This is a genomic window from Pseudomonas sp. Lz4W (assembly GCF_000346225.2).
GTDB classification, from domain to species: Bacteria; Pseudomonadota; Gammaproteobacteria; order Pseudomonadales; family Pseudomonadaceae; genus Aquipseudomonas; species Aquipseudomonas paraversuta.
This window is the reverse complement of record NZ_CP017432.1, coordinates 3,128,531-3,152,380: the sequence shown is the minus strand read 5'-3', so window position 1 is coordinate 3,152,380 and position 23,850 is coordinate 3,128,531. Positions and strand designations below refer to the sequence as shown.

The following is a 23,850-nucleotide window of genomic DNA, read 5'->3' as shown; positions in this document are numbered from 1 at the left end:
CAGAGAGGTTCCAATGAGCAACGTTCAACAGCACATACGCATCGTCGTCACCGGTACCGGCATGGTCGGGCCGTTGGGCTGTGGTGTGGATGAAGTGTGGCGACGCCTGCTGGCCGGGCGCTCGGGCATTCGCACACTGCCGGCGCACATCACCGAAGGCACGGGCGTGACAGTAGGCGGGCAGGTGCCCACGTTCGAGGAAGACGCGCTGGCGGGTTACCAACCCGAGCAGGTCATCCCGCCGAAGGAGCGCAAGAAGATGGACCGCTTCATCGAATTCGCCCTGATCGCCGCCCATGAGGCGCTGGAGCAGGCGGGCTGGCACCCGACCAGTGAAGCCGAACAGGTTCGAACTGCAACCATCATCGCCTCGGGTGTGGGCGGCTTCGGCGCTGTTGCCGACGCGGTGCGCACCACCGATTCACGGGGGCCGCGCCGGCTGTCGCCATTCACTGCGCCGTCGTTCCTGGCCAATATGGCGGCCGGGCATGTGTCCATCCGCAACGGCTTCAAAGGTCCCCTTGGCGCGCCGGTCACCGCGTGTGCGGCAGGTGTCCAGGCGATTGGCGATGCGGCTCGCTTGATCAGAAGTGGCGAGGCCGACATCGCCATCTGTGGCGGCACCGAAGCGGCGATCGACCGTGTAACCCTCGGCTGTTTCGCGGCAGCGCGCGCTTTATCCACCGGCTTCGCCGAGAACCCGCAGCAAGCGTCGCGGCCGTTTGACCGTGACCGCGACGGTTTCGTGATGTCCGAAGGCGCCGGTTTGCTGGTGATCGAATCCCTGGAGCACGCCCTTGCACGTGGCGCCACACCGCTGGCGGAGTTGGTGGGTTACGGCACCAGCGCAGATGCCTATCACCTCACCGCCGGGCCGGAGGATGGCAATGGCGCTCGCCGCGCCATGCAACAGGCGCTGCGGCAGGCGGGCCTGAGCCCGGAGGATGTGCAGCACATCAATGCCCACGCCACCTCCACCCAGGTTGGCGACAACGGCGAGTTGGCCGCTATCAAGACGCTGTTCGGCGCCGATGCAGGCGTAGCTATCACCTCGACCAAATCCGCTACCGGCCACTTGCTTGGCGCTGCCGGTGGCATCGAAGCGATCTTCACGGTGCTGGCGCTGCGCGACCAGATCGTGCCGCCGACTCTGAACCTCGACAACCCGGACGAAGCCGCGACGGGGCTCGACCTGGTCGGGCTCAATGCCCGAAAAATGCCAATCACCTACGCGCTCTCCAATGGCTTCGGCTTTGGCGGCGTGAACGCCAGCGTGTTGTTCCGCCGCTGGGAGGCCACAACGTGAGGGCGGCGCGTGAAACCGTGACCCTCGGCAATGTAGCAGCCGGGCACAGCGGCACGCCGCTGACCGGCAAGATCGTGGCGCTGCTGGCGGGGCTGTCTGCGATCAGCAGCCTGTCCACCAACATCATCCTTCCCGCCTTTGCGGACATCGGCCAGCAGCTCGGCGTGTCGTCTCGCGAGCTGGGCCTGACGCTTTCCAGCTTCTTCATCACCTTCGCGCTCGCGCAATTGGTGGTCGGACCGCTGGCCGACCGCTACGGCCGCAAGCGCCTGGTGCTCGGCGGCCTCTCTATGTTCGTCGTAGGTACGTGGGTTGCTGGCTGTGCCGGCTCATTCGACATGCTGATCGCCGGACGCGTCATCCAGGCCCTGGGTGTTTGCGCCGCCGCCGTACTGGCCCGCGCCATTGCACGCGACCTGTTCGAAGGCGAAACCCTGGCGCGAGCACTGTCACTGACCATGATCGCCACCGCAGCAGCTCCCGGTTTTTCACCGCTGCTCGGCAGCCTGTTGACCACCGCGCTGGGTTGGCGAGCAATTTTCCTGATGGTGGGGATTGCTGCCGTCGTCATCGCGTTTTTCTACGCGCGCGGCCTTGGCGAAACGCTGCCGGCTGAACGCCGAACCACACAGTCGATCCCACAAGTAGTAAGCGCCTACGGCCGGCTGCTCGCGCATAGCCGCTTCATTCTGCCGGGTGCCGCAGTGAGCTTGCTGATGAGCGGACTGTTCGCCTCTTTCGCCGCCGCCCCGGCGATCCTGATCAACGGCATGGGCTTGTCCTCCTTGCAGACGGGGCTGTACTTCGCCGCCACGGTATTCGTAGTCTTCGCCGCCGGCATGTCCGCGCCACGCCTGGCCCGCCGGTTCGGCAGTCGTACCGTTGCTACTGTCGGGCTGAGCACTGCGTTGCTAGCCGGCTGCCTGCTGCTGATGGGGCCGAGCGACCCAGGACTTGGCTGGTACTCGCTGTCGATGGTGATCTTCCTCTGCGGCATGGGCCACGCCAACCCGCTGGGGACGGCCATCACCATGGGGCCATTCGGCAAGGAGGCGGGGCTTGCGTCGGCATTGCTCGGGTTTTTGACCATGGGGGCGGCGGCGGTTACTACCTGGTTGGTGTCGGTGCTGGCGTATGCGCCGGTGTTGACCTTAGGCGTTATCCAGACCTCGGTTTGCTCGTGGCGCTTATATTGTTCTTTTCGGGTACACAGATCGAAAGCCGGGCGGCTAGACCTTAGAGATTCGATCCCACTGGTGTTGCCAAGCAAAGCGGGCAGGGGGCAGGCGGTTGGTAACCATAAACATTGAGTGACCGAATACTTCGATGACCAACCGTGGGCTGGTACATGAAATAGACGGTCACTGACCTGTAGTGCTCAGGAGCCCCTTAGAGCTGCTTCAGGGTTTCCTGAGTAATGGCTTCAAGGCCTGCTTCGGTGATTGTCTTCCAGTCGGTTTCTGTGGTCACTTTCACGTTTTCACTGACCAGCGTTTTCAAGGTCTGTTCAGGCATGCCAAGGGTTTTTATCTGAAGAAACGACTTGTTGCGCAGTACTTTGTCGAGCACCCCCTGCGTCATGGACCATGACCAGAATTCAATGATTTGCACTTTGACTTCACGGACATCAGGGGCACCAGGAGCGCTAACCACCTCATAGCCTGCCTGCTGATAAGCGCTGGCTACGGCATCTCCTACCAGCTCTGAAACGGTACGGCCCTTGGGCAGCAGCACGTCGCCGATGGCCATATTGTAGTTATTGCGTTTACGAGCAATCGCCCGCTCGGTAATCGACTTGTCGTCGATCTCGTCGTACTTCAGTGAAGGCATGTCGAAGCTGGTAGGTTTGATCTGAAAAACTCGATCATCAACCGCGCGGATATAAACCTTCTTGCCATTGCTGGGGGCAGGTGTCTGAGTCTTGCCGGGCGGCAAAACATCCACTTCTGCCCTGTTGATAGCGCAACCGGCTAACAGTACCAATGCCGCAACGGCCAAAATTCTGCGAACCATCATCGTTACTCCCTTTTATATTTGGCCTTCATAGGCTTGTCCAAAAGCTGGCCGAAAAAGAGTGTAGAAGACAAAACGCAGCTCAACCGCCTGGCTCACTTATGCGTTTGAGAGAGTGAACAGCACGAAAGCAACCGGCTCTGACCATGGCCTTTTGGTCGTTATCCATTAACCCGCATATAGCGGGTATTTTTTGCCTGGAGGAAACGATGACCAGCAAGCCTGTCAGCCCGGTCGTTTACCGCGACCGGACCTTTCTCGATAAACACCCCGACCTGGGGCGTCTGCCGGGGTTCGCAAACTGCGAGAGGCATCACGCGGTGTATCGGCTGAACCCCAGTGATGACTTCGCAGCCCCCGTTCCTCAGCAGCGGCTACATGCCTTAACTTGCGCTTGGAGCTGCAGCGGATGCTGGCGGCGGCGTGCTGGTGCTCGCGTTCGCAGCCTTGTCGTCCGCGGCTTGAAGATCCTGCAGCGCTGCAGAATATTGATCAGACTCGGCTTTGGGTACCATCTGCCATGACGGCTTGCGCAACGCATAGAAGATAAACGGCGGTACGCCTGCCACGATCAACCCCAGCAACAAAATCCCCGCATACTCAAAAAATGGCATGCTGCTGAAGCTGTTCGGTGGAATAAAGCCGAAAATCAGCGCCACACAGGTCGAAAACAACCCCAGATAGCACCAGCCATGCAGCCCCTTGAGCACATAACCGCGTTTTACGTTGGGCTGTGTTTTACGCAGCTTCATGGCCGCCATAAACATAAATACGTAAATGATCAGGTACATCAGTGCAGCCATCGCGCTGATCATCCAGAACGCGTCGGATACGTTGTCGAGAAAGATGTAGATCGTCGACAGCAAGGTGACGATGATGGCCTGCAAATACAGAATGTTTTTCTGCACGCCTTTCTTGTTCACCTCCTGCATTACAGGTGGAAGCATCCCGGCCTTGCCGACAAACAGCAGGCCTGTGGACGGTCCGGCTGTCCAGGCCAGAACCCCGCCCAATGCACCGATAATCAGCAATATGGCCATGATCGGGGTTGCCCAAGGCATGTCGAAACCCTGGAAGAACGCAGCATAAGCCTGGATAACCCCGGCGGTAAGGCTGGTTGAGTCAGCAGGTACCACCAGCGAAATCGCCACCGTAGGCGGGATAAACACTAGCAGGATCATGAAGAAGGCCAACAGAATCGCTCGGGGCATTTCTTTTTGCGGGTCGCGTAATTCCCGGGCGTGAATGGCGTTCATTTCGATACCGGCAAACGCCAGGAAGTTACTCACAATCAGAACCAGGCCAGTGACGGCGCCGGTGAATTCCTGCCAAAAATCCGGGTGCAGGTTGCGCGAGCCCGATTTAACTGTGGTGTGGGTATCGAAAATGGCCGGAATCAAGGCATCCCAGGTCAGCGGTGTTGCTGACTCATGCCCCAGCACCAGCCAGGCCACGCCGAGCAAAACCAGCAGCGCGGCGGGCAATGCGGTGCCCAGCAGCATGAACCATGATGTCAGCTTCGACAGTGCCGTCAGCCCGTTAAGTGCCACAAATGTCGATAGCCAGTACAAAACGATGATGACCGCGGCAGTAAAGACACCGCTTTTGGCCAGTTCCGGGTTGATCAGATACGCCATGGTGCTTGCGCCAAACCCAAGCACAATCGGGTACCAGACCACCACTTGTACCCACATGAACCACATGATGAAAAAGCCCGGGCGGTCGCCGTAGGCTTGCCTGACCCAGCCATAGATTCCGCCGTTCCAGCCGGTGCCCAGTTCGGAGGCGACCAGGGAAACCGGGATAAAAAACAGCAGTGCCGGGATGACATAGAGAAAAACCGAACCCAGGCCATACACGGCCATGCTGGGCAGTGAACGAATACTGGCAACGGCTGCAACCATCATGAAGCAGATGGTGAGCCAAGACATGTAGGTTTTAGCTTTGCTGGTGGTAGCCATGAGTACCCGCTCCCTTACGCGAATTCGTGCAACAGGCTCAGATTGAGCGTGCGGCTAAGGTATTCGGCGGCCAGTTGACCGCGAACGCTGTTACCGGCCACATCCAGTGGCGGGGCAAAGGCGGCGATAGCGCAAACGCCGGGAACCACAGCCAGAATGCCGCCACCGACCCCGCTTTTACCCGGCAGGCCGACCTTGTAATACCAGTCGCCTGTGGTGTCATACAGACCATTCAAGGTCATTTCGGAGAGGATTGGCGCCACGTGTTTGGCTGCCACGACTTGCTTGCCAGTAATCGGGTTGACGCCGCCGTTGGCCAGGCACGCGCCCATGGTCACCAGGTCATGACAGGTAATCGCCACCGAGCATTGGCGGGTGTACACATCACACACTTGCATGGGGTCGGCGTACATGTAGCCGTAACTTTGCAGCAGCCAGGCAATGCCGCGATTGTGTTGATTACTGCTGGTTTCGGATTGGTAAACCTCGTCGTTTACTGTCAATTCGCGCCCGGCAAAAGCGTTGTAGGTGGCCTGTATCCGGTCCCAGCGAGCTTGGGCGCAATCGGCCTCAACCAGGCTGACAGTGGCCATTGCGCCTGCGTTCACAAAGGGGTTGAGCGGTCGGCCTTTGTGCAGTTCCAGGGCCACCACCGAGTTGAATGGCTCACCGGTGGGGTCGCAGCCGATCTTGCTGCGCAAGGCCTGTGGACCTACCTCATCGAGTACATGGGAGAGGGTGAATACTTTGGAAATCGACTCGATGGCGAAGGCGTAATCCGTGTCGCCTACCTCGGCATGGGTGCCATCGCAGAACATGATGCTGATGCCGAACAGATGGGATGGCACTGAGGCCAGGAAAGGAATGTAGCTGGCATTCTTGCCGTGCTGATTACCTGAATACCGTTGCAGTGCCTGCTCCAGTGCCTGTTTGACCGTGCTGTCTGCGGTCGTGGGTCTTTGCTTCATCGCGCTCGCTCCGTGAGTACTTCAAAGAAACGGAACTATAGATCGGAAAATACACGGTGGTCGGGAATCGGACAGCAGACTCAAAATGCTTGTCTATGCTGGCTTGGCGAAGGCTGAGTCAAAGTGAATAAAACAGACCCTGCATTACTCAAGGAGAGTTCTTATGGCGTTGCACCGCATCAAGCACAAGTCGGCCACAGATCCCGTTTTTGGTTCTTCTGAACTGGCTCACGCCGCTGTGACCAAGGGCTTCCCGGAGGCGGAGCAGTCGCCACGAGATGTATACCAGTTGGTCCACGATGAGCTGTACCTGGATGGCAACGCCCGCCAGAATCTCGCCACTTTTTGCCAAACATGGGAAGAGGATGAAGTTCACAAGCTGATGGACCTGTCGATCGACAAGAACATGATCGACAAGGACGAATATCCGCAATCGGCGGAACTGGAGAACCGTTGCATCCATATGCTGGCGGATCTATGGCATTCCCCGGCGGCGGCCACCACCCTCGGCACTTCAACTGTAGGTTCCAGTGAAGCTTGCATGCTCAGTGGTCTGGCTGCGTTGTGGCGCTGGCGTGCGGTGCGCAAAGCGGCTGGCAAGGCTGCTACTACGCCGAATATGGTGTGCGGTCCGGTGCAGGTTTGTTGGCACAAGTTTGCCCGTTACTGGGATATAGAAATCCGTGAAGTACCGATGTCCGAAGGGCATTGGTTCATGAGGCCTGAGGACATGCTGGAGCGGGTCGATGAAAACACCATCGTGGTGGTACCGACCTTCGGCCAGACATTTACCGGTCTGTATGAAACCGTAAAACCGTTGTCCGATGCCCTGGACGATCTGGAAAAAAGCAGCGGCCTGAGTGTCGACCTTCACGTCGATGGTGCAAGTGGCGCGATGCTGGCGCCGTTTTGCGCACCGGACATTCTTTGGGACTTTCGTGTACCGCGGGTCAAGTCCATCAGCACCTCCGGGCACAAGTTCGGCCTGGCACCGATAGGCGCGGGTTGGGTGGTTTGGCGCGATGCGAAGGAACTGCCGGAAGGCCTGATTTTTCATGTGAACTACCTGGGCGGCGACATGCCGACTTTCGCCCTGAACTTTTCGCGCCCGGCCGGGCAGATCATTGCCCAGTACTACAACTTCTTGCGCCTGGGGCGTGAGGGGTATGAGCGTATTCATTCTGCGTGCTACGAAACAGCGCAATTTTTGGCGCGAGAGCTGGTCAAGATCGGGCCGTTCGAGATGCTCTACAACGGTGATCCGCAATTGGGGATCCCGGCGCTGACCTGGCGTTTGAAGCCGGGGGCGAAAACCAATTACTCCCTGTATGACCTGGCGGACCGCCTGCGCGTCCGCGGTTGGCTGGTGCCAGCGTACAGCTTGCCTGCCAATGTAGAAGAGGTGGTGGTGCAGCGGATTCTGGTCAAGCAGGGGATGTCGATCGACATGGCCAAATTGTTGCTGGCCGACTTTGTGCGGGATATTCAATTCTTCGCTGAGCATCAGCCCCACGGCTTTAAAGGCCGTGAAGCTGAAGCGGGAAATCATGCCGGACGGTAGAAAGCGATAATCGAAATATACTGTGCTCGTCAAAAAACCGAGCACAGTAGTTATTTCATAGGGTCAAAAGTATCTCGTGCCTTTCAACCGCGCCCACGTTTTTCTTTGATATGCCTTTTCTATAGATTTGAAAAATCTTTGGCGCTATCTGTTCTTGAGGGCCATGTGGCCCCGTTCGCAGCCAGCACGGCTGACAACGGATATTGTCCGAGCCGCTATTTAGAGGTCTGCATAAAGGTCCGAAAGCGGCGACAGAATAGCGTTCCACACCTTGTCGCGCAGATGAGGCAGTTGACTCTTTTCCAGCTCGGTCAGGCCATAGTGGTCGGGGTTGCTCAGGACATTTTCGAACCTGACGATGCGACAGTTGTAGTCGGTCGTATCCCGTTTTTCGTTAACGATATAGATGGGCAATACCTTCAGGTTATACAGCCGGGTCACCCCAAGGGCTTTGCCAATATCGAACTTTACGGCGTAGGCCAGTTTTGAGTTGCGACTCTCTGGATGGAAGCTCACAAAGTCGCCGAAAGCGTAGATGACCAACGCATCCTGCTTGCCATGGCGTGGAATCACTTGCGCTGGCTGGCTGACATGCGCGTGGTTGCCGAGGATGGTGTCCACGCCGCACTCGATAACCTTGTGCGCGGCATCAACAATTTTCTCATGGGGGTACATTTCGAACTCCCACCCCCAATGGCAGTAGGCGATGATCCAGTCGGCGCCCTTGGCCTTGGCGGCTGCGACCTGTTTTTTGATCAGGGCGTAATCCGTAGGCGGGTCAACGTCGTTGAATCTCACTTCGTTGGCCAGGTAAAGCTCCCCGTCCCGTGAGTGACCGTTGAGGTCAAAGGTGTAAGACAGGAGAGCCACTTTGATGCCGTTTTTTTCCACGACGACGACATCATCCTGCTCGGCCTGACTACGGGCAGTGCCGGAGTAGTAGGCCCCTGACTTCTCAAGCACTTTGAGTGTGGCCTCCACGCCTTCCTTGCCCCAGTCCATCGCGTGGTTGGTCGCTGTGCTGAAGAAGTTGATCTTCGCTTCATGGCGGAATTTGTTGAACATCGCTTCAGAGGTGTTCATTTGCGCCGGCTTGCCAGTTTGTTGATGGCGCCCTATAGGCTTGCTCTCATCAACGGTCGACTCCAGGTTGGCACTAACGATGTCAGCGCTGCTGTAAAAATCGGTGATGTCGTCGAACAGGTGCGGTGTGTTTTCGGGAGTCAGCACATCCACCGCGAGCAAGTCACCCGCACATGAAACCGAGAGGACGGGAATAACCGGGAACACACCCCCTTGTTCAATTGAGGGGTCACTCAGGTTACGGAACTTCAAGGTCTGGTTAGCGAAGAATCCTTCGAGCCCCGACTCTTTTTCGGCAACTTCAAGTTGATTAAGCCAGTAGCGGTAAACCCACTTGGTCTTCTGGAAAGTATTGCCCGAGATGTCATACACGCCTGTTTCGGGTTGCGGGTAATGAAACTGCTCATAGCAGATGTAACTCATCAGCAAAAGACCAAGCCTGAGCAGGGTGCGCTGGTGTATCGGGTCCTTGAGGGCAGGGGGAAGTACTCCAAATCCGGGATCAACCAGGAAATCCTCGAGCAGGATCTGCGCCTTGAGTAATGGAGAAGGATCGGCGAGCACCGGCTCAAGCCTCTCCAAGACCCGCTTCGGACCCTGTTGTGCAATCCAGCCGAACAACGCCCGCGCGTAAGCCTCTTCCTCGGGGCTGATGGTCTCGACCATTTCCAGGTCGCCATCAGCGACGCGCCGCAGTATGTCGATGGTCTCGGCTTCGTGCCCGTCGAGGCAGCATTTGATCGACTGTATAAGCTCCTTCAAGGCTTCAAACATATAAGCATTCATCCTGAATATCCTCTTGGTTTGCTTGATGATTACAGCGCAAGTCGGTTTTAACTGCGTTCTTTCGAGGTGCCGGCCAGCCCGAGCCGGGTGAGCTCAAGCACGTCTTGCGCCTGCTGCAATACCCGGCGTTTCCATGGGTCGGTATCAATATAGAAGGCATCGCGCAGTTGGCGTTTGATCTGCATTAACCGTTCTGTCGGGACAGCGGCCTGGTTGTGCAACCACTGATCGGCACGTAGCGCTTTGAGCACCAATGGTCCGGGTTTGGTGCCGTACTCCAGGGTCAATCCGTTGTATTGCGCGTCGGGGCATTCCTGCATGACGGCTAAATCAAGGGTGCCATTTAAAACCGCTGATGAAGACGTACCTTGTGTGCTGAGGGTGACCTGTTCACCCCACCAGCTTCGTGCCCGTGCAATCGCGTCCGGGGTATCGCGTCCTTTATAAATACGCTCTCCCACGCCGCTGGGACCAAGCCCTGTATGCACATCGATCCAGCCTATGCGCTGACATTGGCCGCCATAACGTCGAATGATCTGGCGAACTTGTACGTTGCTCCAGGTGGGCTGGGTGCCCGCAAAAAACAAGCCGTCAGGGTCGCTGTGCTGGCCTCGGGTGATGGCCGACTGCAAGGCTTTGGTGCCGTGGCGTAACGCATACCCGAGGAGCCCGAGGGTACTGAGCAGAGTGGGCGGTTGACGCCGTGGCACCAGTAACGGAGCGATCGAGGTGTATTCGGGGTTACCGGGCAACGGCTGATCGAAGTCCATGAAGTTGCGATTGATATCGACATTGTCTTCGTTGACCCGACGCAGCCAGGAGAAGCCGTAAGGGTTGACTGCATGCAGAAAAAGCACAGCCATATCCTGAGCGCGGCACTGCCTGCTCCAATCATGATTGCGCAGATGATCCACCTGAACAGCCGAGCCGCAGAAGCCTTCAACGCCGTGCACACCGCTGCTCACTACCAGCAGGTTGGCCGCTGTGGGCGAACCGATAAGTGCGACATCAAGTGCCAGTTCTTCTCCATCGCGACCGGGTAACGGGTGGACGCGGGATTCAACTTCCAGATGGGCATTGGCGCAAGCCTGCAGGAATTTTTGCCGAGCTTCGGCGTAGCTTTGTGAAAAGCAGGATACGTCCATCATGGATGTCCTATTAACAGTCGTGTAACAGTCGTGCCAGATTTGGCGATCAGGGAGCGGGGGTAGTCACTGCGCGATGTGGGCCGGGCAGGCGGCTGAAGGGGCGGACTCGGGAAGGATGGCGTTAAGTTCGCGACGAGTGCGCTCAGGGTCGATGAGCACCAGGCCAAGTACGGTGAACACTAAAAGTGCGATCCCGAACAGGCCGATCGCCAGTTCGAAACCGGTGACTAAATCTCCTCCCTGCCAGCCGATGGCCTGACCCACCAGAAGAGGTGCGAGCATGCCTGCTGTAGTCAACAAGGCGATGTGGATGGCCAGCATACTTCCGCGCTGGCGGGCCGGTGCGATGTGGGCGACGATGCTGAAACCAAAGGCTGACAGCAAGTTGAGAAGGATACTGCCCAGAAGAAACAGCCCCAGCGTGACTGTCAGGGATGTCGAGCTAAAGCCCATGATGATGTAAGCCACGGCTGCGATCAGGCATGCCACGAGGGGCGGAATAACCATCGCCTTGCGTATGCTGGCGCCACGCTTCATCGCTTGTTGGGCCAGACAGGACACCAGCAAGTTCATAAATATCACCCCCAGGGTGGTGGCGAGCACCAGATACCCGGACTGCATCGGCGTCATCCCCAGCCCTCTTTGCAGGTAGGTGGGCAGCCAGCTGTAAAGCAGGGCATTGGGCAGATAGCTACAGAAAGCGACCAGAGTAATGCAGACAAACGTGCGATTGAGCAGCAGTCGGCTGTAGGGCAGTGTGGGCAACAGGCTGCCATTGGCGGTTTTTGTATCGTCATGCTGGCCTTCGCGGCCAAACAGTTGCCACAGCAGCAGCCACACCAGGCCAACACCTGCCAGCAGCACATACCCCGTACGCCAGCCGTATTGCTCAATCAAGGTCGGCAGGGCCAGGGCGCCTGCGATGGCGCCTAACATGATTGCGACTTGAATCAGCGCCGCAGGCAGCACCCGCTCGCGGGTGGCGTACCATTTGAAACAGGCGTGCTGGGTGACGGCTGTGCCAGGGCCGCAACCAGCGCCCAGCATGACGCGGCTGACGAGCAGGGTGACGAAGCTGCTGGACAGGGCGGCGAGCAATTGCGCGGCCATCCAGACCAAGGCCATGCCCGAAAGGATCCAGCGGCTTGGCATACGGTTGGCCACAAAGCCCACCAGTACCCCGGAGATCGAATACAGAAAAAAGAACGCGCTGCTGATAAAACCGAACTGCTCGGGCGTCAGTTTCAGTTCGTCAATAATCTGCGGGCCGGCGAAGGCAAAAATGGTTTTATCCAGCACGCTGATAATCACCACAGTCATCAGCAAGGCAACAACGAACGGACGTCTTTTATCGGGAAGTGAATGCATGGGTATGGCCTTTAATTGAGGAGCTTTTTCAGAAGCGCATGCCGACACTGGCTTCCAACATGCTTCGGTCTGCAACCATGTTGTAATCGCCACCCCCGGTGTTCAGGTAGTTGAGCTCAAAGTTGTAGTCGCTTTTGTACTCCCCCTGCAGTCCGAAAATCTGTGCATAACGCCCTTCGGAAAACACGCCGTCATAGGCGTGCCCTTTGACGTCATACACCAGGGTTAACGAAGGCGTCAGGTCAAGCCCAGGCAAGACGTTTCTATAACGAATCTCCCCTTTGGAACGTGCTCCCCACGAGAAAGGCGTGACGAAACCATCGATTGCACATTTTGCCGCCGGGCCTGTGCATTTCGAACTGTTGCCGTAGGGCGCGCTGCCGAAGCCGGGGCGCCCATAACGGATGTCGTCAGTGGCGGGCAGGTCGTGGACATATTTGAATCCCGCCTCGGCTGACAACTTCATCTCGCCGCCCAATACAGTGCCCAAAGGATGGTTGGCGCCGAGATTGAGCTGGCTCACTCGAAACCTGTCGAAACCGCTGGCCACATAGCCTGTGGGCGTTTTGGACAGGTAGCCCATGGGCCCGCTGCCCCCTAACAGGCCAGCAATGAAATCGGAACCGTTCCAGGCGATCGGTTGGTTGGGACGATAGCTGTATTCAGCGTAGATACCTGTGCCGCCTGGCAGTCGGGTTTTGAAATTAAGGGCGTACATCCGGATGCTGGTCGGGAAGGCGCGTTGATAATAAGCGGCAATGCCCGTTGGTTTGGCCTGGCCGAGGTTGGCGGCGGGCGGCGTCAGAACACCGGGGCCAGTACGTACTGCCTGGGTGACTGCTTCACGACTGGTGTAGTCAGCGAAATACAGCCCGAACATGCCGACGTCTTGCCATAAATATTGCAGGCTGGCGCCGAACTGATTGTTACTGGGGCGATGGTCCGGGCCACGGGACACGTAATCCAGAGGGTTGTTCAGGGCCTGGCCGTCGGTGGTGTAAATCGGTCGCCCGGCCATGGAGCTCAAAATGCTGCCATTGAGAAGAAACTGGTCGCACCCCGGTTGAGCGTAATCGCTGGTCGATAGAAAGGTCCCGCACCCCGGATAAGCGCTGGGACGGAACTCAAACTGGTTGAATGCATCCACCGACAGGTTTTCAGTCAGCGCCAGCTTGGCGTAAAGGGTCGGCATCGCGACGGTACGGGCTTCTGCAATTGAAGTGGCTCGACGTGCCGCGGCCCAATCAAAAGCGTTCACTGCCTGTAAACCGCCGCCGATGGTGGTTGGCGTGACCCAGGGAATCGCCTGATCGCCGAGTCGCACCAGCAGGTCGTGCCCGCCAGGCTGGAACGTGCCGTAAACATACGCGTCGTTGATGACTGCATTGGAAAAACGCGCCAGCGAGTCAAACCCGTCATCGCTCAGCGGTTCACCGGATTGATAGCCGTTTGGAACGCTGCCGTAGTCGACGTTCTGGTGTTTTTGGGTGTAGTCGTACCAGCCTTTGGCACTTACAAATACGCCAAGATTACGGTGGCTCAGATCCGCCTGCAGGTAGGCCTCGGTAGAGGTAGAAACCGCATCGCCGCGCTTGTAGTTGAGGTTGCCGTCGTTGAACAGGTTCATGCCGTATTCGGAGCTGGTCAAGCGGTAGCTCGGTTTGTCCATGCGCCACACAGAACCCAATGACAGAGCACCTTTGAGGTTCAGGCGAGTGTCGTCCTGCTGCCACTCGATACCTTTACCCAACCCTGACTTGAGGTCACCGAAAACCAGCTCGCCAGCCATTGCCGGAGCAGTCATGGCAACGCTCAACACAGACGTGGCCAACCCCGCAAATACGGGAGTCCGGGTCACGGCCCACTTCTTTCTTATTGTTGTTGTCACTGACTAATACCTTTGTTTTTGTTTCTCTTGTGAATGCCAGGCGTTTTTCAGTCTAGCGCTGAAGTCATCCCCTTTAATACGGCGAATACCGACAGCAATAGGGTCGATATCGCCAGCTATAAACAGGCATGAATAGCCTGATGCTGTTCGCCCAGGCACAGCGAATTGCAGGAGCCAGCCCCCTTGCGCAGCTCGCTGAATAAAAGTGGGTTAACAGGCTGTTGTATTGAGTGTTCCGACAAGGGGCACAGGGCAGGGCGGGCAGTACGAGTTGCAGGCAGACAGCATTTGGAAGTAGGGCTAATATCGCCAAAAATAAATTCAATAACGCCAGGCAGGTCTATGAACGTCCGAATAGATTTATTGCACAGCCCCCATGGCATGACCGGAACGCTGTTCAGTGTGATCGATATTCTGCGCACCTTTAATAACCTGTGGCAGATGCGCAATCCGGATAAACGAGGGGCTTTTTTTCACTGGCGATTGATTGATGCGGCGGGCAATGAGCTACCGCTTGCGGACTGGTTGTCAGGCATGCAGTCGCCTGCCGGTGGGCGTAAATCGTTGCGGCCCTCGCAGACCGCGCTGTTTGTGCCGGGGGTGCAGATGAAAAGCGTGCCGGATCTGAAGCATGTGCTCGATCAATGCGCCGAGGAGCTCAATTGCATCGCGCGTTATCACTCTCAAGGGCGCATCGTCGCGGCCAGTTTCAATGGCCCGGTGATGTTGGCCCGAGCCGGTGTGCTGGACGGCCGGCGCGCGACAGTCACCTGGATGATTGCCAATTGGTTTGCCTCCAGCTTTCCTGAGGTGCAGTTGGCGATGGCGGGCCCGGTGGTGGTTGACGGGCTGGTCTTTACGGCGGGCGCACCGGCGGCTGTGTGCGATTTGATGGTGGAGTTGATTCGTCATTTTGCCGGTGAAGAAATGGCGCAAATAGCGACCAATGGGTTGCTCTATCACCCGATGCGTTTTGAGCATTCGAGCCTGAACTTTCCTGGCATTTCGGTAAAGACCCGGGACAGCGTGGTGTTCCGGGCCAAGCACTGGCTTCAGCAGAACATTCAGACGGCCTATAGCCTGGAACGTGTAGCCCAGGAAGCGGCAGCCAGCCCGCGCACCTTGCTACGTCATTTCAAAGAAGTGGAGGGCATGACTCCGCTCGACTATCTGCACCGACTTCGGGTGGAGCGGGCCAAGCAATTATTGGAAGTAACCCTGGTTGATCTAACGGAAGTGATGGAGTACTGCGGTTATCAGGATGCCAGTGCTTTCCGGCGCCTGTTTCGACGCGCTACCGGAGTAACGCCTTCAGAGTACCGTCGTCGCTACACCATGCGCATTTCCAGCCGTTGGTGGCGGGCTGACGAGTCCGGGCCGAAGGAGAGAGTCGATGACTTGATCAAGGGACTGAGTATTGAGCCTGACCACAGGTCAGAACAGTGAGAATGCACCAATGAATCGGGCGGTCTTCCACGATATGGATTGCACCATAAGCAAAGTGATTTTCTGTTGGCCTTGATCTCAAAGATCTGGCTGTCGAGGCGGGGGGCATCAACCCAATTCCTCTGCCTCGACTTGCTCTGCTGTAATTGCCTTGCTCTCCCGGTGAGTGCGATCACCCAGTTATTTTTCAGGCGTTGAGATGACTTATGGATCTGGCAGCGATCACCTGCTTCGATCTTGGATGAGGGGGGCTTTGGTCATTGAGTCTTGAAGTCGAGATATCGTGAAGGTCCGCAGGCTTTTGCTGGAACCTCACACAATCCCTCTGTTTAAAACGTTGCTTTGATCTGTAAGCCCACGGCCAAAGCGTTGCCTCTTTTTTTGCCGGAGAACGCGCCAGGCTCAATGTAGTACTGCAGGTCAGGACGCAGCAGCAGCCAGGGAGTGACCTGGGCGCCATAGTTAAGCTCAATCATCTGCTCGCCATTGTCGAGGTTGGCGATCATCTCGGATTCGCCGAAGCTGGTCGCCGCTGCTTCTTGAACATCCCGCGTACGGGAGTTGAGTACGGCCCGGCCATAACCCAAGGCAATGCTGTCATGGGGGCGGCTGGCAAAAGGCTTTTGCTTGACCAGACCGACCGAGTACCAGCGACGCATGGGGGAGGTTGCTGCGTTGCTGGTGGCTGCCTGGCCGAACAGGCGCAGCACGCTTTCAGGGTCTTGCTCATCCCTCCAGATTGCCTGGTCCATCAACACGTAAGCCCCAGTGCGGTTGCTGCTTTTTTCTGTGCTGCCAATTTTTTGCGAGTCAGAGCTGTCGTAGTACCAGCCGACTTTGTATTGGCCATTGAGAAAGGCGTTGTTATTGAAGATGGCTTCCAGCGGCAGAATGGCCCCGGTGGAGTCGTGGCTGGGCATGGAAAACGCTTCGGAGCGAAGGCTGTTGTGCTCCGGGTTGACCTGGAATACCGCGGTTTGCAGCGTCAGTGAGTCGTTGACGTCGTAACGCAACTCTGCTCCCCAGTGAGCCGTCGGGTAGTTGCCCCACCCGCTGCCGCTGGACATGGTCAATGGGTGCGCACAAAAGCCGGCGCTCACAAAGTTGGTCAGGATCGGCATGCCACCAAAATCGGTGCCCATCACCATGTAACCGATTTTGGCAGACACGTCCGCAGAAAACAGATTGCGCTGGTAACTGAACTCGGTCAGTCGCGTGTATTCGCCACCGTAGTTTTCTTGCGCAGACAGGCGGTTGCCGAGCAAGTCTTCCGTGGCGCTATGGCCGCGACGGTCGTTAACCAGAATTTGCACAAATCCGGCGTCCGGGGTGTCCAGCAATTTACTCAGATCAAACTTGGCGCCCACGCGTATTTGTTGCGCATAGCGCGTACCGCGCTTGATCCCGCCATGCAGGTTGGAAATCGTTTCAGAGCTGTAGTCACCGGTCAGTGTGATGCCCTTGTCCGCCAGTTTTTGGCGCTCACCGCCCCAATCGCCGGTGAGTGTCGAACGACTCATCAGGTCGGAAGTGTCAGCCAGTGCTGAAGACGGACTCAAGATACACAGCGACAAACCGCTGCACAGGCTGGTGGTCAGCAGCGCGCGGAAAGAAAAAAACATTGGGGTGTGCTCCGTTGCAAAAAATGTTGGTGTATCGCTCAACGACACGCTGGCAGGGCTGGAAACTGGCCTGCTCTGGCTTTTCTGGCCTGATACCGTCTTGAGAACTGCGGTGTCAGCACCTGATCCCGGGCCGAGTTGGTCCCTCCTTGGGTGTGCAAGGGGGTGTCCATGAGCGGGTTTATGACGGGGGTGCTGATGCGCGAAGCCGTTCGGGTCTTCGCTTCACACAACTAACAGGCCCTGAAGGTGGCAGGGCTGGTGAATGTCATCCTGTGTGAGCCGTAAGGCTAAGTTTATGCCGATGTTTTTTTCAGATAAATCCAGGGAACTAAGAAACATTATTGGGCAGGCAGTAATAATCCGCTGGCGATATCCGGACTTTCGCTTGCAGAAACGGCGATCGTTAGTGTTCAACGCTTAGTGCTTTTGAGATCAGTCACAGGTCAAAAAAAGAGAAAACATAAGGGGCTGAAACCCCCTCGTTGCCATGGATTATTACTGTTTCACCAACAATGTTTCTCAAACCTTCGGATTTATCCCAAGAAGCGCCCGTATAAACTAGCTCAGCGTCTCCAGCCCACTCTCGGAACGTCGGGCCAGCAGTGCCCGGACAAACACCTCCCCGCGTTTCGTAGAGCCTTCGGCGTATTCATTGCGACTGCAGCAACCTGATGCACTGATTGCCGGTGCTCGCTTGCTGTCGGCAGGGCGGTAGTTCTGATTCCGACACCTGCCATGCCCAGCCTTTTACGGGTCGAACTGAACATTCGACCCAGCTGTTCGCACAGCGTGCGGGCAGTTTTGTATTCACCCATAGAGCATTCACGAAATGACGAATGACCAACCATCTCAAACTTCAAGACGCTCAATGAGCACTATCGCGAGGGTGCTGTTTTCCCTGTTTGTATTTGCCGTGGCACTGGCTTTGATTTATGGCGGGATCAAACTAGTGGCGCTGGGCGGGTCAAGTTACTACTTGATCGCAGGCTTGGCTTATCTGGCACTGGCGGCACTCTTTGTGTTGCGCAAGTGTTTGGCTATCACCCTCTCTGTTGCCATATTCCTTGCGACCTGTGCCTGGGCCTTTTATGAAGTGGGTCAGTTCAGCTATTGGGAACTGCTGCCACGCTTGGTCATTCCGGCCATCATCCTGACACTCAGTCTGTGGGTCGGCGCCGCGTTGCCGGACACGTCCCTGAGCACCCGGCGCGCCGCTAACCGGTTCGGTTTTGCCGTATTCCTGGCACTGGTCGCGACATTTATTGCTGCGTTCTACCCGCACGGCGGGATCTCGAACCCGGTCGCCGCCACTGACGCACCCAAGGCCGAAGAGCCCTCCAGCGCCCCTGAAAACTGGGAGTTCTTTGGGCGTAATGCCTCGGGCACACGGTTTGCTCCTTACACGCAAATCACCCCGGACAACGTCAAGGATCTGCAGGTTGCCTGGACCTACAGAACAGGTCGTCGCACCACAGGTGCCGGCGCGGGCGTAGATGAAAACACACCGTTGCAGATCGGCAATGTTCTGTACTCGTGCACCCCGGAAAACCTGATAACCGCCCTGGACGGTGATACCGGGACCCCGCTCTGGAAATTCGATCCCAAAGCCAAAAGCGAAGAGCACGTGACCTGCCGTGGCGTGGGCTATTACGACATCGATAAAGACGACAGCCTGAGCGCTGGGGTCAAGGCGTCATATGGCAATGACCAGCAGTGCCGCCAGCGTATTCTGGTGTCGTCTGTGGATGCCCGTTTGTTTGCGCTTGATGCGCATACCGGCACCCTGTGCCCGAGCTTTGGCGACAACGGTTATGTCGATCTCAAGAAAGGCATGGGCCCGACTGAAAACAGCAAGCGCTATCACCCCACCTCGCTGCCGGTTGTCATGGGCCACCTCACCGTGGTCGGTGGCTGGGTACGGGACATTGTGGCGGGCGAACCTTCCGGTGCCGTGCGCGCATTCGACGTTCTGACAGGCGCGTTGGTGTGGGCCTGGGATGTAGGTGCACCCGAGGGCAAGAACACAGCGGCAGACGATCATCAGTTCGCTCTGGAGACGCCTAACGTCTGGACAATTCCGACCTACGATAAAGAGTTGAATCTGGTCTACCTGCCTACGGGCAATGGCCCGCCCGACTACTGGGGGGGTGATCGCAACCAGGTTAAAGAGAAGTTTGGCACGGCCGTTGTTGCAGTCGATGCATCAACCGGTAAAGCCAAATGGGTTTATCAGATCGTTCACCACGACGTCTGGGACTATGACCTGCCTTCGCAGCCTGTGCTCTATGACATCAAAAACGCCCAGGGCGAGAAGACTCCGGTCTTGATCCAGACCAGCAAGACCGGCAACATTTTTGTACTGGATCGCCGTACCGGCAAGCCGGTTACAGAAGTTGAAGAACGTGCGGTTCCTACCTCTCCAGCAGCAGAAGGCGAGCACCTGTCGCCTACCCAACCGTTCTCGGTCGGGATGCCGACCATTGGTGTCGACCCGCTGACCGAGAAGTCGATGTGGGGCGTGACGACTTTCGACCAACTGTATTGCCGGATCATGTTCAAAGACTCCGTCTACCTGGGTCCGTTTACACCGCCAAGTGAAAAACCCTACATCGAATGGCCTGGCTTGCTGGGTGGCATGAACTGGGGTGGCATCTCCATCGACGAAAACACCGGCATGATGTTCGTCAATGACATGCGCATGCCGCTGCGGATGCAACTGGTCAAAAAGGAAGACACCAGGAAGTTCAACGTGTCGACCGATGAAGTCCCGGGCTTCATGGGAACCATTCGCCCACAAGTCGCCGGTATCTATGGCGGGGTGAAAATCGACATTCTGCAGTCGCCACTGGGCGTACCGTGCAACACACCACCCTTCGGCAGCATGAGCGCCATTGACCTCAACACCCAGAAACTGGTCTGGCAGGTTCCATTGGGCACCGTCCAGGACACTGGCCCGCTGGGGATCAAAACGCACATGCCAATCCCGCTGGGCATGCCAACACTGGGTGGCCCGACCTCAACGGCATCTGGCCTGGTGTTCTTCGCCGGTACCCAGGACTACTACCTGCGAGCGCTGGATTCGGCCACCGGTAAAGAAGTATGGAAAGCCCGCCTGCCGGTTGGCGCGGTTGCAGCCCCGCTGATCTACAAATCACCCGCCACCGGGAAGCAGTACGTGGTCATCTCCGCAGGTGGCATGAGCCACTCGCCTGATGTCGGTGACTACATCATTGCCTATGCATTGCCGGACAGCATCACCCAGAAATAACGCCTTGATTGACGTTAACTGAAATGGCCCGCCTGCTCCCCAGCAGGCGGGCTTTTTTGTTCCAGGCCAGTTGTTGTTCGGCTTCGGCCTGAATAACGCCTTGAATGTGGTGCTTGTTACGAGCAGAGGACTTCGCCTGATCCCATAGGTCCGGTAGTCTGCTTTCGGCCAGAAGCAGTCACTTCGATGTATTTAGAAAATCTGGAGCGATTCAACTCGTAGCGGTTGAGCTCAAGAGAGTGCCGGGGCTCATGCATAGTGTCTGAAGCGCGCTTAGGGCGCGAAATGTATAAGAGATTATATTGGCAGAGCTGCTATTCGCAGCAGGCATACACTAATAGAGGTGTCACGGTAGACAATGACGGCAAGAGCAGGCAACCCCAAGGATTCGTCCACCGATGAGAACGTGAGCATGAGGCAGCCGGCAGTGATTCTGGGCTTGCGTTGGCTCATTTTCACCCTCGTACTGTTATCTGTCCTGGCTACGTTGGGCAATAGTCTGATCACGGCATATAGAGTGCAGCGGGATGCTTTGATTGACCATGCGCTGCAATCAAACAGTGCTTACGCGTCAAAAGTAGCTTCAAGCCTCTCTGAATTCATTCATTCGGCACAAAGCCATCTGCGTTACAGCGCCGAAGAGTTGGGCAAGGAGTGGGGTAATACCAAGGCACTGCGGGCCGAAGCTGTACGCCTACAAAAGCAGGACGAAGATTTTAACTCGATAGCAATTATCGATACTAATGCCAAAGTTCTGGAGGCGTACCCAGACACACTGCAAATCAATGGTTCAACTTTGCGATCGGATACGATTCGAAAAGCCATCGATGCGAAACGTCCCTACATTAGCTCAGCTTATGAATCAGCAGCCGGTAATCTGGTCGTATTCGTCTCAGAACCCATTCATGATTCCTCTAACCGTTACATTGGAATCATAGGCGGTTCGATTTACCTGCAGCAGTACAGTGTACTTCACACGTTAATCAGCCGGCATTTTCACCATGAAGGTACATTTGCCTTCATCGCCGATCAGGATCGTCAACTACTTTATCATCCTGATGCGTCGCGTATTGGTGAGACCCTCGGATGGAGCAAGACCGTGGATGCAGCTTTACGTGGCGAAAGCGGGTCCGTGGCCGTGCCTAATTACAAGGGCATACCGATGCTTGCTGGATATGCTCAGGTGCCTGGAGCCGGTTGGGCCGTCGTCGTACAGCAGCCTCGCGAGATTAGCCTTGCACCCTTGCACACGTTGATGCGCGACATGGTTTTTGGAATGCTACCTGCTGCATTGATCGGATTTGTACTGATTTGGATAGGTGCTCTGATGATCTGTCGGCCATTGCACCAGCTTTCCAGGATCGCAGGGCAATTGGCTGCAACGCAAGCCTCTGACCAACTTCGAAACGTGAAGGCATGGTATCTAGAGGCCTTTTCTATCCGTCAGGCGATGCTGACCGGTGTGTACCTGTTACAAGCAAAGATGGGGCGTCTAAGCCAGCAGGCGCTTACCGACCCTCTGACAGGTCTGGCAAATCGTCGAGCAATGAATGATGAGTTGCGGGGGCTGGAGCAGGCAGGCCGAACATACTCCATATTGTCACTGGATATAGACCATTTCAAAAGGGTAAACGACACCTTCGGTCATGACAAAGGTGATGTTGCGATAAAGCAGGTTGCGCAAACACTCCTCAGTCATTCACGCAATGGCGACTTCGCTTGCCGAGCGGGTGGAGAGGAGTTCTTGTTGATTTTGCCGGAGACCGGTATCGATTCGGCGAGCATGATTGCCGAGCGAATTCGCCAGGCAATCGCTACATGCGACATTTCGGGTGTTGGACATATCACGGCTTCGATCGGTGTCGCGACTTGTGAAAACGTATCTACTACCTCAGAGGTCGTACTCAAGAGAGCGGACGAATGCTTGTATCGTGCCAAACAAGGGGGGCGTAATCGCGTGGAGTCGAGTCCTCAATCTGGATCCGAATGAGTCGCCCCTTGATCCTGGACATATCCAAGCGGCCGCCCAGCACCTCACTGATTGGTTATTTTCCATCCGTATCGCTCGAATTGAACCCTCGGGCAGCTTCGATCATTACGTCATCGCGAAACGAAACGCCTGTTCTTGCAGGCTCGTTTTGATCAATACGGCCAATTGTTGGGTGGCCGCTGTAGGGGCATCGCCACCGCTGTGAAGCACATAGCAAAGGCTTGGTACTGGGGGTAAGCCAGAAACTACAGCTAGATGGCCCGGCAGCCCGATACGGGTCCGCAGCGTCAGGCCCAATCCGGCGGCGACGGCCGCCCAGATACCGCCGACGCTGGGACTGGTCAAGGCGATCCGCCAGGGTATTTGCGCAGCATCCAGCGCCTGGGTGGCGGCGCTGCGCATTACGCAAGGCGAGTCGAACAGGATCAATGGCAACGGTGAGCGATGAAGGTCCGTCGGCAATGGCGTATCGCTGGCTCCGATCCAGTGCATCTGTGCTTCACCCAGGCGAGTGGCGTAAGGCGACAGGTGCCCGGTGTCCCAGGTCAGGGCCAGGTCAAGATCAGCGCTTTCGACCCGTGCAAGCAATTCGGCGTTACGGGCGATCCGGACTTCGAGATTTACCCTCGGGTAAGCCTGGACGAAACGCCGCAGAATATCGCTCAGAAAGTGCTCCCCGAAGTCCTCTTGAAGCCCGAGTCGGATGGTCCCGGCTGTCTGGCTTTCATACAGAGTCTGGAAAATGCCGTCGTTCAGCTCCAGCAGGCGGCGGGCATGGCTGAGCAGCGTTTCTCCCGTGGGAGTCAAGACCAAACCGCGACCGGACTTGGCCAGGACCGGCGTACCGACCTGCTCCTCGAGTTTTTTCAATTGAGCGCTGACGGCAGACGTCGATCGACCGAGACGATCCGCCGCTTTGGCAAAACTGTTGAATTCCACGCCAGTGACGAAGGTGCGCAATACGTCGAGGTCGAAGGTTGGTCGGTGCATTTAATAGTCCACTAATTCGGGATGATGGGTGCTATTAAATCTGATATTCGGAAGTGTTGCGACTTGATAGTTTTCCTCCATCAATTGAGACATCAGGGGGAAAACATCATGAGCGCATCTATTGTCACGGGGCGGGAACAGCAGGGTAACTACCCGCAGAAGTTTGCCGAACTGACCGACAATGTCTTGTTTGGTGACATGTGGACGCGTCCACAATTGAAGCCCCGTGATCGCAGTCTGGCGACGGTGGCCGCATTGGTGGCGATGTACCGACTTGAGCAATTGCCGTTCCATTTGCAGCGTGCACTGGACAACGGCCTGAGTGTCGAAGAGCTGGCCGAAGTTATCACCCACCTGGCGTTTTATTCCGGTTGGCCGACAGCCGCCTCGGCGCTGAAGTTGCTCAGTGAGCGTCAGGCTTGCCTTCCAGAACATCAAGAGTAACCGTT

General features: G+C 56.8%; 15 protein-coding genes and 1 pseudogene. 7 read left to right on the top strand and 9 right to left on the bottom strand.

The features are described from left to right. The first annotated feature begins 13 nt into the window (after nucleotides 1-13). Together fabF and B195_RS14210 are read left to right on the top strand one after the other, a co-directional pair. Nucleotides 14-1,306 carry a beta-ketoacyl-ACP synthase II gene (gene fabF / locus B195_RS14215; RefSeq protein ID WP_037001512.1) on the top strand — a complete coding sequence of 431 codons (1,293 nt, stop codon included), beginning with the start codon at nucleotides 14-16 and terminating at the stop codon, nucleotides 1,304-1,306. Nucleotides 1,307-1,323: 17 nt separating this feature from the next. Then, a pseudogene (locus B195_RS14210) lies at nucleotides 1,324-2,546 on the top strand (multidrug effflux MFS transporter). A gap of 149 nt (nucleotides 2,547-2,695) precedes the next feature. Here the strand turns inward: B195_RS14210 and B195_RS14205 are convergent. The 3 genes from B195_RS14205 to glsA all read right to left on the bottom strand — a co-directional run bounded on the left by B195_RS14205 (nucleotide 2,696) and on the right by glsA (nucleotide 6,248). After that, nucleotides 2,696-3,319, bottom strand: a complete 624-nt coding sequence (locus B195_RS14205; protein WP_003442289.1) for a hypothetical protein — start codon at nucleotides 3,317-3,319, stop codon at nucleotides 2,696-2,698. A 383-nt stretch (nucleotides 3,320-3,702) separates the two neighbouring features. Then, complete coding sequence (locus B195_RS14200; RefSeq protein ID WP_003442292.1) at nucleotides 3,703-5,280, bottom strand: amino acid permease; 1,578 nt, start codon at nucleotides 5,278-5,280, stop codon at nucleotides 3,703-3,705. 14 nt (nucleotides 5,281-5,294) lie between these two features. Beyond that, the gene (glsA, locus tag B195_RS14195; RefSeq protein WP_003442294.1) at nucleotides 5,295-6,248 is read right to left on the bottom strand and encodes a glutaminase A; all 954 of its coding nucleotides are present in this window, start codon (nucleotides 6,246-6,248) and stop codon (nucleotides 5,295-5,297) included. 163 nt (nucleotides 6,249-6,411) lie between these two features. Here glsA and B195_RS14190 point away from each other — a divergent pair, with 163 nt between their 5' ends. After that, nucleotides 6,412-7,809, top strand: a complete 1,398-nt coding sequence (locus B195_RS14190; RefSeq protein WP_003442295.1) for a glutamate decarboxylase — start codon at nucleotides 6,412-6,414, stop codon at nucleotides 7,807-7,809. 219 nt (nucleotides 7,810-8,028) lie between these two features. On the opposite strand, the gene B195_RS14185 is transcribed toward B195_RS14190, so the two are convergent. The 4 genes from B195_RS14185 to B195_RS14170 all read right to left on the bottom strand — a co-directional run bounded on the left by B195_RS14185 (nucleotide 8,029) and on the right by B195_RS14170 (nucleotide 14,052). Then, entirely contained in the window at nucleotides 8,029-9,666 is a 1,638-nt protein-coding gene (locus B195_RS14185; RefSeq protein WP_238143934.1) for a CapA family protein, read from the bottom strand. Between the two features lie 59 nt (nucleotides 9,667-9,725). After that, nucleotides 9,726-10,823: a M14 family metallopeptidase gene (locus B195_RS14180; RefSeq protein ID WP_003442299.1), complete on the bottom strand. Its 1,098-nt coding sequence runs from the start codon at nucleotides 10,821-10,823 to the stop codon at nucleotides 9,726-9,728. A 66-nt stretch (nucleotides 10,824-10,889) separates the two neighbouring features. After that, nucleotides 10,890-12,194, bottom strand: coding sequence for an MFS transporter (locus tag B195_RS14175; RefSeq protein WP_003442301.1), 1,305 nt, complete (start codon nucleotides 12,192-12,194; stop codon nucleotides 10,890-10,892). A 28-nt stretch (nucleotides 12,195-12,222) separates the two neighbouring features. Next, nucleotides 12,223-14,052: a DUF1302 domain-containing protein gene (locus B195_RS14170; RefSeq protein WP_238143933.1), complete on the bottom strand. Its 1,830-nt coding sequence runs from the start codon at nucleotides 14,050-14,052 to the stop codon at nucleotides 12,223-12,225. 372 nt (nucleotides 14,053-14,424) lie between these two features. On the opposite strand from B195_RS14170, the gene B195_RS14165 reads away from it, so the two are divergent. Then, a complete protein-coding gene (locus B195_RS14165) occupies nucleotides 14,425-15,528 on the top strand; it encodes a GlxA family transcriptional regulator (protein WP_029612571.1) in 1,104 nt (367 codons plus the stop codon). 329 nt (nucleotides 15,529-15,857) lie between these two features. On the opposite strand, the gene B195_RS14160 is transcribed toward B195_RS14165, so the two are convergent. Next, nucleotides 15,858-17,150, bottom strand: coding sequence for a carbohydrate porin (locus B195_RS14160; protein WP_003442307.1), 1,293 nt, complete (start codon nucleotides 17,148-17,150; stop codon nucleotides 15,858-15,860). Between the two features lie 871 nt (nucleotides 17,151-18,021). Here B195_RS14160 and B195_RS14155 point away from each other — a divergent pair. Both B195_RS14155 and B195_RS14150 read left to right on the top strand, forming a co-directional pair. Continuing rightward, on the top strand, nucleotides 18,022-20,421 hold the full coding sequence (locus tag B195_RS14155; protein WP_085994786.1) for a membrane-bound PQQ-dependent dehydrogenase, glucose/quinate/shikimate family: 2,400 nt from the start codon (nucleotides 18,022-18,024) through the stop codon (nucleotides 20,419-20,421). 358 nt (nucleotides 20,422-20,779) lie between these two features. Continuing rightward, nucleotides 20,780-22,411, top strand: coding sequence for a sensor domain-containing diguanylate cyclase (locus tag B195_RS14150; RefSeq protein WP_003442310.1), 1,632 nt, complete (start codon nucleotides 20,780-20,782; stop codon nucleotides 22,409-22,411). A 105-nt stretch (nucleotides 22,412-22,516) separates the two neighbouring features. Here the strand turns inward: B195_RS14150 and B195_RS14145 are convergent, their stop codons facing one another. Next, nucleotides 22,517-23,401 (bottom strand): LysR substrate-binding domain-containing protein, encoded by an 885-nt coding sequence (locus B195_RS14145; protein WP_003442312.1) that lies wholly within the window; start codon nucleotides 23,399-23,401, stop codon nucleotides 22,517-22,519. Nucleotides 23,402-23,509: 108 nt separating this feature from the next. Between B195_RS14145 and B195_RS14140 the strand changes: the two genes are divergently transcribed. After that, complete coding sequence (locus B195_RS14140) at nucleotides 23,510-23,845, top strand: carboxymuconolactone decarboxylase family protein (RefSeq protein WP_003442314.1); 336 nt, start codon at nucleotides 23,510-23,512, stop codon at nucleotides 23,843-23,845. Nucleotides 23,846-23,850 lie beyond the last annotated feature (5 nt).

Bases quoted from the DNA above. Each gene is read 5' to 3' on its own strand.
- B195_RS14180 (WP_003442299.1), bottom strand. From the start codon at position 10,823: ATGGACGTATCCTGCTTTTCACAAAGCTACGCCGAAGCTCGGCAAAAA.
- B195_RS14190 (WP_003442295.1), top strand. From the start codon at position 6,412: ATGGCGTTGCACCGCATCAAGCACAAGTCGGCCACAGATCCCGTTTTT.
- B195_RS14165 (WP_029612571.1), top strand. From the start codon at position 14,425: ATGAACGTCCGAATAGATTTATTGCACAGCCCCCATGGCATGACCGGA.
- B195_RS14140 (WP_003442314.1), top strand. From the start codon at position 23,510: ATGAGCGCATCTATTGTCACGGGGCGGGAACAGCAGGGTAACTACCCG.
- B195_RS14175 (WP_003442301.1), bottom strand. From the start codon at position 12,194: ATGCATTCACTTCCCGATAAAAGACGTCCGTTCGTTGTTGCCTTGCTG.
- B195_RS14155 (WP_085994786.1), top strand. From the start codon at position 18,022: ATGAGCACTATCGCGAGGGTGCTGTTTTCCCTGTTTGTATTTGCCGTG.
- fabF (WP_037001512.1), top strand. From the start codon at position 14: ATGAGCAACGTTCAACAGCACATACGCATCGTCGTCACCGGTACCGGC.
- B195_RS14145 (WP_003442312.1), bottom strand. From the start codon at position 23,401: ATGCACCGACCAACCTTCGACCTCGACGTATTGCGCACCTTCGTCACT.
- B195_RS14160 (WP_003442307.1), bottom strand. From the start codon at position 17,150: ATGTTTTTTTCTTTCCGCGCGCTGCTGACCACCAGCCTGTGCAGCGGT.
- B195_RS14185 (WP_238143934.1), bottom strand. From the start codon at position 9,666: ATGTTTGAAGCCTTGAAGGAGCTTATACAGTCGATCAAATGCTGCCTC.
- B195_RS14205 (WP_003442289.1), bottom strand. From the start codon at position 3,319: ATGGTTCGCAGAATTTTGGCCGTTGCGGCATTGGTACTGTTAGCCGGT.
- glsA (WP_003442294.1), bottom strand. From the start codon at position 6,248: ATGAAGCAAAGACCCACGACCGCAGACAGCACGGTCAAACAGGCACTG.
- B195_RS14200 (WP_003442292.1), bottom strand. From the start codon at position 5,280: ATGGCTACCACCAGCAAAGCTAAAACCTACATGTCTTGGCTCACCATC.
- B195_RS14150 (WP_003442310.1), top strand. From the start codon at position 20,780: ATGACGGCAAGAGCAGGCAACCCCAAGGATTCGTCCACCGATGAGAAC.